The organism is Mesorhizobium sp. M0626, from assembly GCF_040320665.1.
Taxonomy (GTDB): domain Bacteria; phylum Pseudomonadota; class Alphaproteobacteria; order Rhizobiales; family Rhizobiaceae; genus Mesorhizobium.
Map to the genome: position 1 here is coordinate 14700 of NZ_JAMYQD010000030.1, position 16424 is coordinate 31123.

The 16424-nt window shown below is 61.9% G+C and carries 14 protein-coding genes and 1 pseudogene; 6 read left to right on the forward strand and 9 right to left on the reverse strand.

Annotated elements, in window-relative coordinates; all coding sequences use genetic code 11:
- Nucleotides 1-16 precede the first annotated feature (16 nt).
- Nucleotides 17-1051: an extracellular solute-binding protein gene (locus NKI37_RS29135; protein ID WP_023688398.1), complete on the reverse strand. Its 1035-nt coding sequence runs from the start codon at nt 1049-1051 to the stop codon at nt 17-19.
- 285 nt (nt 1052-1336) lie between these two features.
- Between NKI37_RS29135 and NKI37_RS29140 the strand changes: the two genes are divergently transcribed.
- From NKI37_RS29140 to NKI37_RS29150, 3 genes are all read left to right on the forward strand, one after another.
- Nucleotides 1337-4312: a caspase family protein gene (locus NKI37_RS29140; RefSeq protein WP_352790640.1), complete on the forward strand. Its 2976-nt coding sequence runs from the start codon at nt 1337-1339 to the stop codon at nt 4310-4312.
- Nucleotides 4313-4757: 445 nt separating this feature from the next.
- On the forward strand, nt 4758-5525 hold the full coding sequence (locus NKI37_RS29145) for an NAD kinase (protein WP_352790638.1): 768 nt from the start codon (nt 4758-4760) through the stop codon (nt 5523-5525).
- Between the two features lie 192 nt (nt 5526-5717).
- Nucleotides 5718-7331, forward strand: a complete 1614-nt coding sequence (locus NKI37_RS29150) for a DEAD/DEAH box helicase (RefSeq protein ID WP_352790636.1) — start codon at nt 5718-5720, stop codon at nt 7329-7331.
- Between the two features lie 162 nt (nt 7332-7493).
- Here NKI37_RS29150 and NKI37_RS29155 read toward each other — a convergent pair whose 3' ends face one another.
- On the reverse strand, nt 7494-8387 hold the full coding sequence (locus tag NKI37_RS29155) for a LysR family transcriptional regulator (RefSeq protein ID WP_023681484.1): 894 nt from the start codon (nt 8385-8387) through the stop codon (nt 7494-7496).
- Between the two features lie 119 nt (nt 8388-8506).
- Between NKI37_RS29155 and NKI37_RS29160 the strand changes: the two genes are divergently transcribed.
- Together NKI37_RS29160 and NKI37_RS29165 are read left to right on the forward strand one after the other, a co-directional pair.
- Nucleotides 8507-9391 (forward strand): NmrA/HSCARG family protein, encoded by an 885-nt coding sequence (locus NKI37_RS29160; RefSeq protein WP_023681485.1) that lies wholly within the window; start codon nt 8507-8509, stop codon nt 9389-9391.
- 47 nt (nt 9392-9438) lie between these two features.
- Nucleotides 9439-9687: pseudogene (locus NKI37_RS29165) on the forward strand (DUF2798 domain-containing protein); the annotation flags it as partial.
- Between the two features lie 250 nt (nt 9688-9937).
- On the opposite strand, the gene NKI37_RS29170 reads toward NKI37_RS29165, so the two are convergent.
- The 4 genes from NKI37_RS29170 to NKI37_RS29185 form a co-directional block, all read right to left on the reverse strand.
- The gene (locus tag NKI37_RS29170) at nt 9938-10546 is read right to left on the reverse strand and encodes a hypothetical protein (protein ID WP_023681486.1); all 609 of its coding nucleotides are present in this window, start codon (nt 10544-10546) and stop codon (nt 9938-9940) included.
- A gap of 236 nt (nt 10547-10782) precedes the next feature.
- Nucleotides 10783-11433 carry a YiaD family glycine zipper/OmpA-like lipoprotein gene (locus tag NKI37_RS29175; protein ID WP_023667470.1) on the reverse strand — a complete coding sequence of 217 codons (651 nt, stop codon included), beginning with the start codon at nt 11431-11433 and terminating at the stop codon, nt 10783-10785.
- Between the two features lie 149 nt (nt 11434-11582).
- Complete coding sequence (locus tag NKI37_RS29180) at nt 11583-11951, reverse strand: GFA family protein (RefSeq protein WP_027050430.1); 369 nt, start codon at nt 11949-11951, stop codon at nt 11583-11585.
- Between the two features lie 146 nt (nt 11952-12097).
- Nucleotides 12098-12988: a LysR family transcriptional regulator gene (locus tag NKI37_RS29185; protein WP_027050429.1), complete on the reverse strand. Its 891-nt coding sequence runs from the start codon at nt 12986-12988 to the stop codon at nt 12098-12100.
- A 103-nt stretch (nt 12989-13091) separates the two neighbouring features.
- On the opposite strand from NKI37_RS29185, the gene NKI37_RS29190 reads away from it, so the two are divergent.
- Nucleotides 13092-13961, forward strand: a complete 870-nt coding sequence (locus NKI37_RS29190) for an NmrA/HSCARG family protein (protein ID WP_352790633.1) — start codon at nt 13092-13094, stop codon at nt 13959-13961.
- A 54-nt stretch (nt 13962-14015) separates the two neighbouring features.
- Here the strand turns inward: NKI37_RS29190 and NKI37_RS29195 are convergent, their stop codons facing one another.
- The 3 genes from NKI37_RS29195 to prfB all read right to left on the reverse strand — a co-directional run bounded on the left by NKI37_RS29195 (nt 14016) and on the right by prfB (nt 16362).
- The gene (locus NKI37_RS29195; RefSeq protein ID WP_023715786.1) at nt 14016-14405 is read right to left on the reverse strand and encodes a hypothetical protein; all 390 of its coding nucleotides are present in this window, start codon (nt 14403-14405) and stop codon (nt 14016-14018) included.
- 287 nt (nt 14406-14692) lie between these two features.
- Nucleotides 14693-15112, reverse strand: a complete 420-nt coding sequence (locus NKI37_RS29200; protein WP_023691227.1) for a GFA family protein — start codon at nt 15110-15112, stop codon at nt 14693-14695.
- Nucleotides 15113-15230: 118 nt separating this feature from the next.
- Nucleotides 15231-16362, reverse strand: a protein-coding gene (gene prfB, locus NKI37_RS29205; protein WP_155922402.1) for a peptide chain release factor 2 whose coding sequence is annotated in 2 segments (ribosomal slippage) — nt 15231-16295 and nt 16297-16362 — 1131 coding nt in all. Because the reading frame shifts where the segments join, the coding sequence is not laid out codon by codon here.
- Nucleotides 16363-16424 lie beyond the last annotated feature (62 nt).

Below are 16424 nucleotides of genomic sequence, written 5' to 3' on the forward strand. Positions count from 1 at the left end.
TCGGCCGGCGGCGCTGCTATTTCTGCAGATCGGTCCAGATCCTGGTGTAGAGCGCCTGGACGTCGGCGGGACAGGCCGACATGAATTGGCCCTTGTCGGCAAATTCGGCCGGAACATCCACTTCGGGCGCGCCCTTCATATCGGCCGGCAGGAAGGGCTCGGAGCCCTTGATGCCATTGGCGTAGTGCGCGAAGGCCGAGATCATCGCTGCATTCCTGGGGTCCATGATGAAATTCTGGAAGAGCTTGGCGTTCTCGACGTTCTTGGCATCCTTGAGCACCGCGACATTGTCCATCCAGATTGGAAAGCCCTCCTTGGGATAGCCGTAGACGATCTTGTCGTTCTCCAGCCGCTCGCGCAGCGATATGCCGTTCCAGTTGACGCCGGCGGCAATGTCGCCCCTGCCGAGACCGTCGACGGCCGCATAGTCGAGCGACAGCCATTTCGCTTTCGCCTCGATGAGCTTGTCATGCACCTTTTTCAAAAGCACCTTGTCGTCGGTGCAGTACTTACCGCCCTCATAGGCAATGGCGAGGAACATGATGTCTCCCATTTCGGGCACGACATTGATCTTGCCCACGAGTTCCGGCGGCGGATCGAGGAAAATCGCCGAGGTGTTCGGATCGCCCGCATAGACCGATTTGTTGACCGAGATGCCGGTCGTGCCCCATTGCCACGGCACCGAATATTTGCGGCCGGGGTCGAACGGCACGTCGACCCATCTCGGATCGACGTTTCTAAAGTTCTCCATCGTGTTGGGATCGGTTTCCAAGAGCAGGCCTTCGCTGATCCAGATCGGCATCACGCTGGCCGATGGAACGACGATGTCATAGCCGGAAGCGCCCTGGCGGACCTTGGCCAGAGCCGTATCGTTGGAGTCGTAGTCGGTGACGGTAACCTTGACCTTGTAGGTTTCCTCGAACTTCTTGATCAGGTCCGGGCTGGTGTAGTTGCCCCAATTGTAGATTTGGAGTTCGCCCTCGGCGCGGGCAATGCCGGTCATCGCCAGCAGCGACAGGCCGAGCGCCGTGGCGGTCGATTTCAACTGCATGCTTGTGTCTCCCATTGTTGGGACCGGCGGGATTGCGCCTCGAGTCCCTAAGTTCCCTTCGTCCTGGTGATCATTCACCGGCGAATGCCGGCTGACCAACTCGGTATCTCGGGCAACGGTATTAATTACTAAACATACAGTCAATATCTTTTAGCGACACAACTGCATCATCGGCACCGGCAGTGCGCCGGCGAAGCCGACATGATATGGTCAAGGTTGGGCCATTGATGAATTGGGGCAAGCCGTGGCGTGAGCGCCGCAGCCTGCAGGGCTTGGATCACGGTCATGCGCCTTTTTCTGGCGGTCGTGCTGCTGATGACCATGGCGCTCTTCTCCGCTGCGCGCGGCGAAGAGCGGATAGCGCTGGTTGTCGCCAATCCGGCCTCTGAGGGCTCACCGGCAATCGCCAACGCCGACCTCAGTGCCGAACTCGTTGCAGCGACACTACGATCGCTTGGCTTCACCGTCCGGCAGGTGTCGGATGGCGACCGCGCCGATGTCGCGCGCGCCATGCATGATTTCGCCCAATCCCTGGCCAAACCGGACTCCGTCGGCATCTTCTACTATGTCGGCCACACCGCGCAGGCCAACGGCAGGAACTATTTACTGACGCGCGGCACCCGGATCGATTCAAAGGAAACGGTCGACCAGACGGCATTGCCCCTCGATCTGTTCATGCAGGCGCTCGAGGCAACCCCGACATTGAAGGTGGTTCTGCTCGACAATCCCGGCGATGGCCACAACCCTACTTCCGGCGTGATGCAGGGTCTGGCGGCGGTCGATCCCCTCACCCACGCCATCGTCGCTCTGTCGGCCAAACCCGGAACCGTTGCACTGGGCGAAGCCCGCCCCGTCACCGTATTTGCCGATGCGCTCACCGCTGCGCTGGTCAAGCGCGGCGCGGACATAGCCATCATCCTCGCCTCGGTCAGGCAAACCACTATCGACAAAACGTCAGGCGCCCAGTGGCCATGGATGGCATATGGCCGCTCGGCAGACGCTGCCTTTGTGCTGACGCCGGACCAAGTGGCCGGCGCGGCACCGGCGCTGCCGCTTGTGCCGGAACCGGCACCGCCGGCGATGGCGAGCGGCGGCTACATCTCCCGGAGTGGGGGTTGGCAGCCTGACGGCAGCGACTACGCCGATGGCAGCGGTCAGGAGCCCTACCCCATGGACGTTGCACCGGGCTCCGGCAGTCCCGATGCCGCGATGGGCGACAGCGCCAAGGAGGCGGCGCTCTACGAGGAATACAAACGCCAGGAACAGCAGCGCCAATTGCAGGAAGAGCAGGCTCGGCAACGATACGAAGAGGAAAAGCAACGTCTTGAAGACGCAGCTGTGGCCGCTGCCCAGAACAATCTCGGCGGGACCTATCCGCAGGATGGCGGAGCCACCGGCGCCGAACCGCCCCCCGATAAGGCAGGGATCCCCCCTGAGGACGGCATGACATCGGCCCCGCCACCCGCGACCGGCGCCGAAAGTCCGCCGGAGGCGCAGGCGCCACCGAAACCAGCGCCGCCGCCCATCGACCAGGCGCAAAGCCCTCCTTCCGGCGGCGCCCTTCCACAACCCGAGACGGGCGCTGTCGAGGTGGTGCGCCATCCAACCATCGATGCGCCGGATGAGATTGTCGCCGGCGAGACGGTGACCGTTTCGATCGCCCTTACCGAAGAGCAATTCACGCCCGAAGTGAAGGTGAAGGCAGCGCCGGGCTCGTCGGTGACGGAAGATGGCGCCCTGGCCATGGCGATGCCGGCGGGAACCGAGCAATGGCCGATCGATATCGATCTGTTCGCCTCCGGCTTCGATCTCGCTGACGGCGGCAAATGGAGCCGACGGACGACGCTCTACCGCCAGGGCGACAGCGACTTCGTCCGCTTCGACGTCAAGGCGCGGCCGATCGCCAAGGACAGCAAGCCGGCCCAGTTCATCGCGCGCATCTACAGCGCCGGGAGGTTCCTGGGATCGGCGTCGCGGTCGGTTATCATTCGCCGCACCGCGCCTGTCGAGGCAGCCGCTCTGAGCGCCACAGCCGAACGCTCCGCAGCACCTGCCATGCTGATGCTGGCCGCAGCGGCGCCGCAGCCGGCGGTAACTGGCAATGTGACGCTCGGCGGCGCAGCCGGCGATGACGTCCCCGATCTCGACGTGACCATCCTCTATGACGATCCGAGCGGGCTGGGTTCGGGGCAGATCATCATCCATTCGCCGCATCTGGCCGGTCCGGTGACCGATACGTTCTCGACGCCACCTGAGATGGCGGCATGGCTGGACTCCGAATACCGCCGCCTGCTGCAGCTCGGATTGAGCCTGCGCGGCGCCGTTTCGCTGCAGCAGCCTGCCGCAAGCAGCGATACGGGGGCGCAAAAGCGCTTTGTCACGCTCGCCGCCGAAGGTTTTGGCGATGCGCTCTACCGCGACTATGTGCCGAAACCGTTCAAGGACGTGTTCTGGTCGCTGCGCGGCAAAGGCGAACTCCATTCGATCCAGATCACCTCGAACAGCCCGACGCTGCCCTGGGAATTGATCCGCCCGCGCAGCGCCGACGGCGCCGTCGCCGACGGTTTTCTCGGCATGGGCTACCGGCTGGCGCGCTGGGCTCCGCGCAGCAGTGCCTCACAGGTCGACAACCCGCTCGACCGCAGGACCTTCACCGGCGTCGCGGCCGTCGCGCCCTCCTATCTCGACAAGCGCTCGCTGCGCTTTCAGCAGGACGAGATCGCGGCGCTGAGCAAGCTTTACGGCTACCGCCGCTTCGATGGCGATTTCACCTCTTTCGAGAAACTGGTCGGTGAAGTCTCGACCGGTTTCATTCATTTCTCCGGTCATGGCGAGGTCAACCAGCCGAGCAGTGGCCGGCCCGTCTTTGCCATCGATCTCGTCGACCAGTCGCTCGACCCCGATACATGGGCCGCGCTGGTCGCGGCCGCGCATGGCAAGGGCAACCCGTTCTACTTTTTCAACGCCTGCGACACCGGCCGTTCGCAGATGCTCGGCGGTTTCGTGCAGGGCTGGGGTCCGGCGGTGCTGGCGGGCGGCGCTTCCGGCTTCATCGGCGGCATGTGGCCACTGACCGACCGCGCGGCAGCGGCCTTCTCGACCGATTTCTATGGCGGCATCAGCACGCGGATCAAGGACGGGCCGGTCTATCTGGCCGAGATCCTGCAGGATGTCCGCAGAGAATTCTACCGGACCGGCGATCCGACCTATCTCGCCTACACATTCTACGGCAACGCCAATCTGAGGATTGTCGCGCAGTAGGCGACGGATCGTCGTTGGCAGATTGGCTTCAGCCTACAACGCGTTTTGCGGGCATGGCACGCCGGCGCCGCCGCAGCGTGAGGCCATCGGCCTGGAGCTCATGTCTTCGGACTGCCGCACAAGCTCCGCAAAGAGAAGGGCGAAACTTCCCATCACAAGGAAGACGATAATCAGGCGTGTCACCGGCAATAGACAGGTCTCGACTGGCTAGCCCCCCAGCCACCCATCCTCTGTCGGCTAACATGATCGATCAGGCTTTACGAGTGTTTAAGCTCGCTCTTAACCATCACATTCGCCGTTCCGGCGACATCAAGCGCGAGCCGCCGATTTCGTTTCGCCGCGGCCGCAACTGTGCCGGACGATGCCTCCCTTTGCAGATGCGCTTGCCCATGCTACCCCACGCAACCGCCGCCGACCGCCATCGGCCGACCGCAATCGGAATGTCATGAGCAAAGCCAATCTCGCCTTCGTCTCCTCCGACACTGCCGATGCCAAGGCGGCGATGGAGAGCCTGTCGGCCCGCTATGGCAAGGCATCCTTCGACGACGCCCAGGTGGTGGTGGCGCTGGGTGGCGACGGCTTCCTGCTGCAGACCTTGCGCGACACCATGAGCACGGGGAAGAAGGTCTACGGCATGAACCGTGGCACCATCGGCTTCCTGATGAACGAGTACCGCGTCGGCGGCCTCACCGAGCGCATTGCTGCCGCGGTCGCCGAAACGATCCGCCCGCTGGAAATGCTGGCGGTGACGCATGAGGGTGAGACGGTTTCGGCACTCGCCATCAACGAGGTGGCGCTGTGGCGTCAGTCCTACCAGACGGCAAAGATCCGCATCACCGTCGATGAGCAGGTACGAATCGAGGAACTGAACTGCGACGGCGTGATGATCGCGACGCCGGCCGGCTCGACCGCCTACAATCTGTCGGCGCACGGTCCGATCCTGCCGCTGGATGCGCCGCTGCTGGCGCTGACCCCGGTAAGCCCGTTCCGGCCGCGCCGTTGGCGGGGTGCCCTGTTGTCAAACAAGGCGACCGTACGCTTCGATATTCTGGAGTCGGAAAAGCGCCCGGTGAACACCGCCGCCGACCATACCGAGGTCAAGGCGGTGGCTTCCGTGACGGTCCGGGAATCGCCGACTGCGACAGCGACGCTGCTGTTTGATCCCAACCATTCGTGGAACGAACGCATTCTCGCCGAGCAATTTCGCTATTGAGCCGGCGCAAAGAGTGACTACCTAATTAAGCATCGCGATTAAGCTTACGTTTTCACAATCGTGCCAATCCCGCCCGTTTCTGTTGACAAATCGCGGGCTTGCGCCTAATCGCAATACCAATCTTGCAGGCACGCTGTGCTTGCCGCGACGGATGCCGTTGCGCTTCCCCGAACCAGCCAAAGACAGCAACTCTTGTCCTCAGACACCACGACCGCTCCAGAAGCGTTGACCTTTTCAGACCTCGGCCTGTCGCCGAAGGTCCTTTCCGCAGTCACCGATGCCGGCTACACCGTGCCGACGCCGATCCAGGCTGGGGCCATCCCGCATGCCTTGCTCGGCAAGGATATTCTGGGCATAGCACAGACCGGCACCGGCAAGACGGCCTCCTTCGTGCTGCCGATGCTGACCCGCCTCGAAAAAGGCCGGGCCCGTGCACGCATGCCGCGCACGCTGATCCTCGAGCCGACGCGCGAGCTCGCCGCGCAGGTCGAAGAGAATTTCATCAGATACGGCAAGAACCACAAGCTCAACATCGCGCTGCTGATCGGCGGCGTCTCTTTCGACGAGCAGGACAAGAAGCTCGAGCGCGGCGCCGACGTGCTGATCGCCACACCCGGCCGTCTGCTCGATCACCGCGAGCGCGGCAAGCTGTTGCTCAACGGCGTCGAGATCCTCGTCATCGACGAGGCCGACCGCATGCTGGACATGGGCTTCATCCCCGACATCGAGCGCATCTGCGAGATGATCCCGTTCACCAGGCAGACGCTGTTCTTCTCAGCGACCATGCCGCCGGAGATCACCAAGCTCACCGAGAAATTCCTGCATGCGCCGGTGCGCGTCGAGGTGTCCAAGGCGGCATCCGCTGCCACCAACATCATCCAGCGCCTGGTCAAGTCCGGCTCCAAGCCGTGGGACAAGCGCGAGACGCTACGCAATCTGATAAAGGCCGAAGACGCCGAGCTGAAGAACGCTATCATTTTCTGCAACCGCAAGGTCGAGGTCGCGGAGCTGTTCCGCTCGCTGCTGAAGTATGATTTCGACGCCGGCGCCCTGCATGGCGACATGGACCAGCGCGCCCGCATGCAGATGCTGGCCAATTTCCGCGATGGCAAATTGCGCTATCTCGTGGCGTCCGACGTCGCCGCGCGCGGCCTCGACATTCCCGACGTAAGCCACGTCTTCAACTACGACGTGCCGATCCACGCCGAAGACTATGTCCACCGCATCGGCCGCACCGGCCGCGCCGGACGCTCGGGCAAATCCTTCACCATCGCCACCAAGTCCGACACCAAATACATCGACGCCATCGAGCGGCTGATCGGCAACAAGATCGAGTGGCATGACGGCGACCTGTCGACCGTGGTCGCCAGCGAAGGCGGCGAGGACGAAGCGCCCCGCCGTGGCCGTGGCGCTCCGCGCCGCGCCGGCCGCAAGGACGAGGACCGCAAGCCCCATGATCGCAAGGACGGTGGCGAGCGCAAGCCGCGCGAACGCCATGCCAAGCGCAGCGACGACGCGCCGGCGGCAGAAGCCGCGCGCGAGGAACAGCCGGTGGTAGCCGAGGCCGCGGTCGCCGACACCGGCGAACGGCATCAGCGCAAGGAAGCGATCCGCTCCGAAAACAGCGACCGCAAGGTCTCCGATCGCAACAACGAGAACCGCGCCCCGGAACGCGGCGACACAAGGCCGCAGCGCGCCAGCAACAGCCGCCCTGCCCGCGGCAACAACCGCGGTGAAGACAATGACGGCACCGTCGGCTTCGGCGACGACATGCCGGCCTTCATGAAGATCGTCGCCAAGGTCTGATCCCATGAGCCGCGGCGTCCCGAGGACGCGCGGCTTGCCTGGACGCGACTGGGATGTGAGATCTGGAGCCCGCTCCAGGATCGGCGCCATGCGCGGTAACCGCAAAACAGGCTCGATCTACCCGATCGCTTCCGGTCTGGAGGCTTAAATAGCCCGTCGATGCTACAGGCTTTTCAGTTCCAGGCGGGATGCCAATAAATCCAGAAACGCCCGAACCTTGGCCGAAGATGACCGGCCTTCCTGCCACAAGGCATGGATCGGCACCGGTGCCGGCTCGAATTCCGTCAAAACCAGTTCGACGAGACCGTCGTCGACCAAATGTCTTATCTGCCACAGAGGCGAGAAGCCCAAACCCAGTCCGTGGATTGCGGCGGCATAGACCGAGGTCATCAGATTGGAGCGAAAAGCGCCTGCGACCTTCACGGTCCGGGGTTTCCCGTCGATCTGAAACGTCCATTCACCTGGACGCTCGTTAGCGGTTCTGATTATGCAACTGTGCTCACTCAGCTGGAAGGGATGGGCCGGCCGGCCACACCGCGCGAAATAGGAAGGCGCGCCGAACACAACGCGCCGCAACGCCCCCAGGCGTTTGGCTTTCAAGTTGGAATCCGGCAAATCGCCGATGCGTATTGCCAGGTCGAGACCTTCGGCGCCAAGATCGGCAAATCCATCGGAAAGTTGAAGATCGACCTCGACCCGGGGAAATGTCCGCATGTATTCGGCGATGACAGGCATCAGGACGTTCGGGCCAAACAGAACCGGCGCCCCGATGCGCAGGACGCCTGCCGGCTCCGATCGTTGATTGATCGCCTGAAGTCTTGCGTCGTTTATTTCGTCGACCGCGGGTTTGATCCGGTTGAAAAAGGCTGCTCCGACTTCACTCGGTGTCGAGCGACGCGTTGTCCTGTGGATCAGCTCGACGCCGACTGATTCCTCCAGTGCCGCCAGAGACCGGCTGACCGACTGCAGCGAGCGGTTCAGCCGATGTGCGGCAGTCGTCAGACTTCCATGCTCGACGATCGCGATGAAAGCCTCGAAATCGTCCATCCGGCTCATGTATTATCCCGATCTTCGACATAATATATCGCAAAAACGGGTAATTGTAACGACAATTGCGACGTCGTACCTCTCTGCAAGTTGTCCCGCGAGGACAGGCTTGATGGAAGGGAATCGTCATGCAAGTAGCCAATCCAACTGTTCTGGTCGTTGGTGCCACAGGCCGAGTTGCGGGACTTGTCGTGCCTGAACTTGTCCGACGCAATGCCAATGTTCGAGCGCTCGTTCGCGACCCTGCGAATGCCGAAAAGGCCCGGAAGCTAGGGGCATCCGAGGTTGCGACAGGAGATTTGCGAAATCGTCAGAGCCTCGAAAAGGCGGTCGAGGGCGTCGACGGCGTCTTTCACATTGGGCCGGCTTTTGCTCCCGATGAAGCAGCCATGGGCGTTGCCATGGTTGAGGCCGCCACGCGAGCAGGAGTTCGAAAGTTCGTCTTCTCGTCGGTGATCCAGCCTACCAATACGCGACTGAAGAACCATGCCAGCAAGGTACCTGTCGAGGTTGCTCTCTACTCGACAACGATGGAATATACGATTCTGCACCCTGCCAATTTCATGCAGAACCTCGCAGCGGCCTGGCCGTCCGTCGTTGAACATGGTGTTTTCTCGGAACCGTTTCCAAAGACGGCGAAGCTGGCCCGCGTCGACTACCGCGATGTCGCTGAGGTGGCGGCGATCGCCCTAACCGAAGCGCGATTGTCCTACGCGACCCTCGATCTGTGCGCTGACGGCATGCACAGCCGGGAAGACATCGTTGCGATGATGAGTGAGGAACTTGGCCGACCCATCTCTTCTGGTGAGCCGACATTTGGCGAGTGGGCGGCCGAGGCACGCCTTCCCTACAATGACCGCCAAATGCAGGTGCTGGCCAAAATATACGCCCACTACGCCCACTATGGCCTTGGTGGGAACAGTCTGACATTGCGCGCCGCCCTGGGCCGCGAACCGCGTTCGTTGCGCGGCTTTATTCGAAACCTTGCCCAGCAAATGGCGCAGGCCGCCTGACTGCGCCCAGCCGCGCATACTTCCACTTTTCGAGAAGGAGATATTTGATGCGACCGTCATCCCACAAGGTTTTGAAATCGAGGAAGCTACCGGCCTCTTACAATGCGCTGGTGATGCCATTCGTTCTTTCCATCCTGATGTCGTGCATTGTTTCCGCGGTAGCGACGCTGATCAATGCGGGCTGGACAACCGGTTTCGTGGCGACCTGGCCGTATGCATGGGGAGCATCATGGCTAGTGGGCTTTCCAAGTCTGCTGCCGGTCTTGCCGATCGTGCGCCGTATCGTTGCGGCAATTTGTCGATCAGCCGACCTCGTAGGCCTTGATTACAGGGTCCGACATGCCAAACAAAAACGGCCCTTGCGGGCCGCTTTTACCTTCGACTGACGGCTCGCAGCGCCATTGTCGGCTTCCGCGACGACATCATGCGGGCAGCCTTCATGCGCGCCGGCCCTCATGCCGATCGTCGTCCGAGCCTGATCCCGAGCGCTCTCAAATGCAGCCGGCCAGCTTGCACTCTTGGCACGCTCCTATCCTGGCCCGTCCGTCACATCGGGCCGGGCATCATCTTGGTCGGTTTTTCCAGCATCGGAAACTCTGCCTTGCTGCATTTCACGTTCGGGTTGGTCGGACTGAACATGCCGTTCGGATTGTCTCTGAACAGCCAGGCATGAAGGTCGTAGTGGACGAACTCCCTCGGAATGAGCGGATAGTGCCCTTCCATCGGTCCCATGAAGGTCTGGCCAAATAGTTTTGGAGGTTCCTTGGTGTCTGGCGTCAGGGGCACCAGCCATTCCACGCCAACCAATTTCAAGCCTTTCTTGGTCGGCTCGTAGATCAGCACATTGGGGCGCATCGGATCGAGTTTCTGACCGACACTCGGGACGTTGACGAAATGGATGCCCATAGCGCCCTTCGGATAGTCCATTGCGCCCTCGATCCTGTCCCCGCTGTAATAGACGCACCCGACAGTCGACAGATAAAGGTCGCGGACGGCGACCGTGTAGTCTTCATATTTGGCGAGCGATTTCTTCAACGCTTCGATGTCGGCTTTGTTGGCGTCCTCGGCTCGAGCCGTGGCCGCTGCGCACCAAGCTGAGACCAGACCTGTCAAAATGAGGACGCCGCAACGCCCAAGACGAGCTGTTCTTGTCATGCATTCCTCCCAGATTTCCTATCTGGCCGTGCAGGACCGGGGCCGACTAAGTGACTGCGCGGCCGTTTGTATCGCCCCATCCCCTCTGGAACCGCACCAATGCTAATCCCTTCCAAGGCCTCCGGAAAGGAATTATTAGAAATCTCTAATGCGTTAGACCTTTTGACGGACCACAGGAGCCCAAAAAGAAAGCGGCCCCTTGCGGGGGCCGCCTTCGCATTTCGATGCCGAACAATTCAGGTCAGCGGCGAAAGCTGGATCTCGACGCGCCGGTTCTGCGCACGGCCGGCCGCCGTTCCGTTGGAAGCGATCGGGCGGGTCTTGCCGAATCCGGTGACGGCGAAGCGGCGCGAATCGACACCTTGGCCCGAGAGATAGTTGGCGACCGCCAATGCACGGCGCTGCGACAGATCGAAATTGTGTTCGTCGCCGCCGGTCGAATCGGTGTGGCCGAACACGTCGACCGTGGTCTGCTTGAACTTCTTCAGCACCAGCGCAACCGAGTTCAGCACCTGGTAGAAGCCAGGCTTCACCGCATCCTGGTCGACGTTGAAAGTAATGTCGGACGGCATGTTGAGGATGATCTGGTCGCCGGTGCGGGTGACGCTGACGCCGGTGCCTTCGAGCTGGCGGCGCAGTTCAGCCTCGTTCTGGTCCATGGTCGCGCCGATGGCGCCGCCGGCCAGCGCGCCGATACCGGCGCCGATCAGCGCGTTGCGGCGGTCATTGCCGCCGGCAAGCAGGCCGAGGCCCGCGCCCGCCAGGGCACCAAGGCCGGCGCCGGCTGCGGTGTTCGAAACCTTCTGCTCGCCGGTGTACGGATCGGTCGTGGTGCAGGCACTCACCAGCACAGCCGTCGCAACGGCGACGAGCACAGTCTTTTTCATAGAATCGTCCCTCTCCAAAGCGCGGCCTTTGCGCTCGCGCATATAAGCCCTTCTCGGGTCTTGTAACATGAAATGCGGCGAAAAACCGAGCGGCGAAAGCGGCTTTTCCCCGCTCGCGCCACTCTTCCGCTTCGGTGGCTGGTGCTGGCCTACCAGAGGTTCTTGCCGTCAATGACGACCACCTCGACCTTATCGAGGTCGAAATCGTCGAACAGCCGCGAATTGACTGATATCTTGGGATTGTCGAAGCCCGGTTTGCCGGTTGACCAGTCCGGCGTTTCGGTGAAGGTGCCGCAGCCGCAAATGGCGCAAAACCCGTGTTTGACGGTCTTCGATCCCCATTGATAGAAGGAAACGTTTTCCGGCGAGCTGGTGAGCTTGAATTGCGACGGAACGTAGTAAGCCCACAGCGAACCGCGCTTGGAGCAGAACGAGCAAGTGCATTGTGTTACCGTCTCGGGCGCCTGCGAAACCTCGAACGTCGTCGCCTTACAATGACAGCTGGCCTTGATGGTCATGAAAAGCTTTCCTCTCCGTTGCCGCCACCCATGCGGCAAGGCACCATAAAGGAAGGCTCCTGACAACTGTCTGTCAGCAGGCTTCGATCGATCGAGCCGAGCGGCGCTCTGGCCGAAGCGGACCCGTCGTCACCTCCCAATCGTCGTCACCTGCCGATATAGGCGGCCAGTTCGTCCGGCGTCCCGTTTGGGAAAGCCTGTTTCAGAAAATCCAGGAACGCCGACACGCGCGCGCTGAGCAGCCGCCGCGACGGGTAGAGCGTCCATAGAGAAATTTCGGGGCCGTCAATATCCCCCCAATTCACCAGTGTGCCGTCAGCCAGGTCGTGGGCCACCAACGAAATGGGAAGCCGTCCTGCGCCGACGCCGGCTCGCACCGCATCGCGGACCATGATCAGCGTCGACAAGGCGAGGACCGGCTCGATTCTAAGTGTTGCCCGGCCACCTGGTGTCTTCACCTGCCATGTTTGCCGCTCGCCTGTCCCGCGCGCAACGCCAGGAGCGGCGAGCCCATCGGTCGGGCGAGGAAGGTCCGGGCTCGCCACAACGACCAGGCGGTCGCGGAGAAACGCCCGTCCGACCAGGCTTTCATCGGGATCCGGATTGACCCGGATTACCAGATCGTAGCCTTCCTCGATCATGTCGACATGCCGGTCTTCGGTGGTCACTTCAAGCCTCACCTCAGGATACCTCAGGGCAAATCCCGCAGCGATCCTCCCCATTGCAGTCTGCGAAAAATGCAAAGGCGCGCTGATCCGCAATCTGCCCTTGGGTCTCTGACCGCCCGAGGCAATCGCCGATGCCGTCTCGTCCAGCTCGGCAAGCAACGCCCCCGTCCGCTCGAAGAGCGCCCGTCCTTCTTCGGTCAGCTTCAGGTTACGCGCACCCCGTTCGAACAGACGCAGATCCAGACTGCTTTCCAATTCGCCAACGCGCCGGGACAACGTTGCCTTGGGCCGGCCGGTGGACCTTGCCGCTTTGCCGAAGCCGCCATGGCGAGCCACGAGGTTAAAATCGGCAAGGGCTAAAAGATCCATGACTGTCCCACCAGCGAGACGACGTGTCTAAAAATGCCGTCTACTGGGCTCTTTGTGAGCCACACATATTGGGGCTGTCAAGCAACCCAACAGGAGAAATTCCATGACCATTCTCGTTACCGGCGCCACCGGCAATATCGGCCGCCAAGTCGTCGAACAGCTCGCCAAGCGCGGCGCCGATGTGCGTGCTCTCGTGCGCGATCCGTCGAAAGCCAGTTTTCCGGCAGGCGTATCCGTCGTGCAAGGCGACTTTCTCGATGTCGATTCGCTGCGCAAAGCCATGTCTGGCGTTTCCACGCTGTTCCTCTTGAACGCCGTGGTGCCGGACGAATTCACCCAGGCTTTGATCGCCTTGAATGTCGCCCGATCGGCCGGCATCGAGCGGATCGTCTATCTCTCGGTGATCCACGCTGACGTCTATGTGAACGTGCCGCATTTCGCGGGCAAGTTCGGCGTCGAGCGAATGATCGAACAGATGGACTTCAAAGCTACGATCTTGCGCCCGGCCTACTTCATCCAGAACGATCGGACGGTCGAAGACGTCATCACCGGCTACGGCACCTACCCAATGCCGATCGGCCCCAAGGGTCTCGCCATGATCGATGCCCGTGATATAGCCGAGGTCGCCGCTCTTGAGCTGCTGCGTCGCGAACGGTCCAAGGAGCCGCTTGCGTTCGAGAGGATCAACCTCGTCGGTCCGCAGACATTGACCGGGACGGATATTGCCGCAATCTGGTCAGACGTACTCGCCCGCCCGATCAGCTACAGCGGCGACAATACGGAGGGTTTTGAGCAAAATCTCAAGCAGTTCCTGCCCGCCTGGATGGCCTACGACATGCGCCTGATGGGCGAGCGCTTCTTCACCGACGGGATGCTGCCCGAGGCCGGCGACGTCGAGCGCCTGACGGCACTTCTGGGTCGCCCACTGCGCCCGTATCGCGACTTCGCCTCAGCACTCGCTGCTTCCGTCTGACGCAAGCGCCTTCAGCACCAAGGCCGGCCTTCCGATGAGAACTGCCAACAGAACTCAGTAGGAACGCGGTGGCACGAACAGGCAGATCGTCTTGCCTGCGTCGAGGCCGGCCTGGTGCGCGCACCAGTGGAAATCGCCGTCGGGTGAGTCCTTGACCCGCTTGTCGCTCATCGGAACGACCTCCCCCGTTCCGGCGATGACATAGCCCTCCGGCTTTTCCAGCACCTCGCCGGTATGGGTGGTGCGGCAGTCGTAGTTTGCGCAGCAGGCGAAGGGATAGCTCCAGCCTTGCGGCTTCGCCGCCGTAGGCTTGGCGTCATGGGCGAAGGCGGGTGCGGTCAGCACCGCCATCGCGATTGCAAAGATCGGGGTGACGAACAAGGAAAACAGGAGTCGGCCAGCCGGTTGAACGGCTCTGGCCGATCGGAGAGTGGCAGCAGACATGGAAGCGTTCCTTTCAAACGAGCATCAAGCGTTTCGCTTGCCCGTTCCCGGAACGTGTCTTCCCAGTGGCCGGATCGTCAGGTCGCAGATATGCCGCGTCCGGCCATAAATGCTTTTTCTCTTCCAGCCCTCGGATGCTGGGCTGATTCCTTGGCCGGCGCAAGAAGTTGCTGCGCGAGGCCGCACATCTACGCCGCTATCTGCAACCGCTGACGAGATCCAAGGCCAGGCTCAAATCCCGGCAGACGGGCAACGAAACAACGGGATTGGCCGTATGTGGTTCCAGCCTATACGTCGCCTGGACCGGCGATCACATGCCCTTCATATTGCGGCAAGTCGTCGGCGATGGTGAACCATGGCGCTTTGGAGCCGACGAAGATGTGCGCGGTCGGCCGGATCGTCGGATCGTCGACCAGCGTGCCCATGGCGACATGGACATAGGCGCCGTCGCGGACCAGCGAATACAGCAACGAGCCGCAGCGGCTGCAATGCGCATCGTGGCCGCTGTCATCGCCGAAATGGATGAGCCCGTGATGCCCTTCGGCAAGGGCAAGTTTCTCGCGCTCGATGCCGGCGAAGGGCTTGAAGGCGGAACCTGTGGTGCGCCGGCAGTTCGAACAATGGCAGTTGGCGGCATAGACGAACTCGTCCGCCACTTCATACTGGACCGCGCCGCAAAAGCATTTGCCGGTGAGCCTGCGAGTCATGGTTCCTCCTTCGCTCCCCCGCCCAGGGATGTTCTTATTCAAGTCAGCTGAGTCGAAAGTGGCGGAAGCGCAGGAATCAGCCATTCGCAGGCCGGCCTCACCTGAATATGGACATATCCTAGTCGAGGTCGGCCACGGCTTCACCGGCACCGCCCTCGATGCGCTGCGACAACGAAGCTTCCATGAAGTCGTCGAGGTCGCCGTCGAGCACGCTCGACGGGCTGGTGCTCTCGACGCCGGTGCGCAGGTCCTTCACCAACTGGTAGGGCTGCAGCACATAGGAACGGATCTGGTGACCCCAGCCGATGTCGCTCTTCGACGCTTCTGTGGCATTGGCCACCGCTTCGCGCTTCTTCAGCTCTTCCTCGTAAAGGCGCGAGCGCAGCATTTCCCAGGCCTTCGCCTTGTTCTTGTGCTGCGAGCGTTCGGCCTGGCAGGCAACCGCGATGCCGGTGGCGATATGGGTGATGCGAACCGCCGAGTCCGTGGTGTTGACGTGCTGGCCGCCCGAACCGGATGAGCGGTAGGTGTCGATGCGTACATCGGATTCCGAGACGTCGATCTCGATCCTGTCATCCACGACCGGGTAGACCCAGACGCTGGAGAAGGACGTGTGGCGGCGCGCATTGCTGTCATAGGGTGAAATGCGGACCAGGCGATGAACGCCCGACTCGGTCTTCAGCCAGCCATAGGCATTGTGGCCCTTGATCAGGAGCGTGGCGGACTTGATGCCGGCCTCTTCGCCGTCATGGACTTCCAGCACTTCGACCTTGAAACGGCGACGCTCGGCCCAGCGCGTGTACATGCGCAGAAGCATCGAGGCCCAGTCCTGGCTCTCGGTGCCGCCGGCGCCGGCATGGACTTCGAGATAGGTGTCGTTGGCGTCGGCCTCGCCCGACAGCAGCGTCTCGACCTGGCGGGCCTTGGCCTCGCCCTGCATCGAGCGGAGGGCTGCTTCCGCCTCGGCGATCACGCTCTGGTCGCCCTCTTCCTCACCCAGTTCGATCAGGCCGATATTGTCTTCCAGCGCCTGAGTCAGGCTTTTGACCCCGGCGATCCCGTCTTCGAGGCCCTGGCGCTCGCGCATCAGCTTTTGCGCTTCCAGCGGATCATTCCAGAGGCTGGAATCCTCGGCGCGCACGTTCAGGTATTCAAGCCGCTTTATAGCCTGATCCCAGTCAAAGATGCCTCCTCAGCAGGGTGATCGCCTGCCTGATCTCGTCGACAATATTCTGCGTTTCCGCGCGCATGGCTGGTTGTTCTGTCCTGTTTTTGAAGTGGCGCTTGGGTCGGCGCGATACATAGGCACGGC

Bases quoted from the DNA above. Each gene is read 5' to 3' on its own strand.
- NKI37_RS29170 (WP_023681486.1), bottom strand. From the start codon at position 10,546: ATGACAAGAACAGCTCGTCTTGGGCGTTGCGGCGTCCTCATTTTGACA.
- NKI37_RS29180 (WP_027050430.1), bottom strand. From the start codon at position 11,951: ATGACCATCAAGGCCAGCTGTCATTGTAAGGCGACGACGTTCGAGGTT.
- NKI37_RS29195 (WP_023715786.1), bottom strand. From the start codon at position 14,405: ATGTCTGCTGCCACTCTCCGATCGGCCAGAGCCGTTCAACCGGCTGGC.
- NKI37_RS29190 (WP_352790633.1), top strand. From the start codon at position 13,092: ATGACCATTCTCGTTACCGGCGCCACCGGCAATATCGGCCGCCAAGTC.
- NKI37_RS29175 (WP_023667470.1), bottom strand. From the start codon at position 11,433: ATGAAAAAGACTGTGCTCGTCGCCGTTGCGACGGCTGTGCTGGTGAGT.
- NKI37_RS29135 (WP_023688398.1), bottom strand. From the start codon at position 1,051: ATGCAGTTGAAATCGACCGCCACGGCGCTCGGCCTGTCGCTGCTGGCG.
- NKI37_RS29155 (WP_023681484.1), bottom strand. From the start codon at position 8,387: ATGAGCCGGATGGACGATTTCGAGGCTTTCATCGCGATCGTCGAGCAT.
- NKI37_RS29160 (WP_023681485.1), top strand. From the start codon at position 8,507: ATGCAAGTAGCCAATCCAACTGTTCTGGTCGTTGGTGCCACAGGCCGA.
- NKI37_RS29200 (WP_023691227.1), bottom strand. From the start codon at position 15,112: ATGACTCGCAGGCTCACCGGCAAATGCTTTTGCGGCGCGGTCCAGTAT.
- NKI37_RS29140 (WP_352790640.1), top strand. From the start codon at position 1,337: ATGCGCCTTTTTCTGGCGGTCGTGCTGCTGATGACCATGGCGCTCTTC.
- NKI37_RS29185 (WP_027050429.1), bottom strand. From the start codon at position 12,988: ATGGATCTTTTAGCCCTTGCCGATTTTAACCTCGTGGCTCGCCATGGC.
- NKI37_RS29145 (WP_352790638.1), top strand. From the start codon at position 4,758: ATGAGCAAAGCCAATCTCGCCTTCGTCTCCTCCGACACTGCCGATGCC.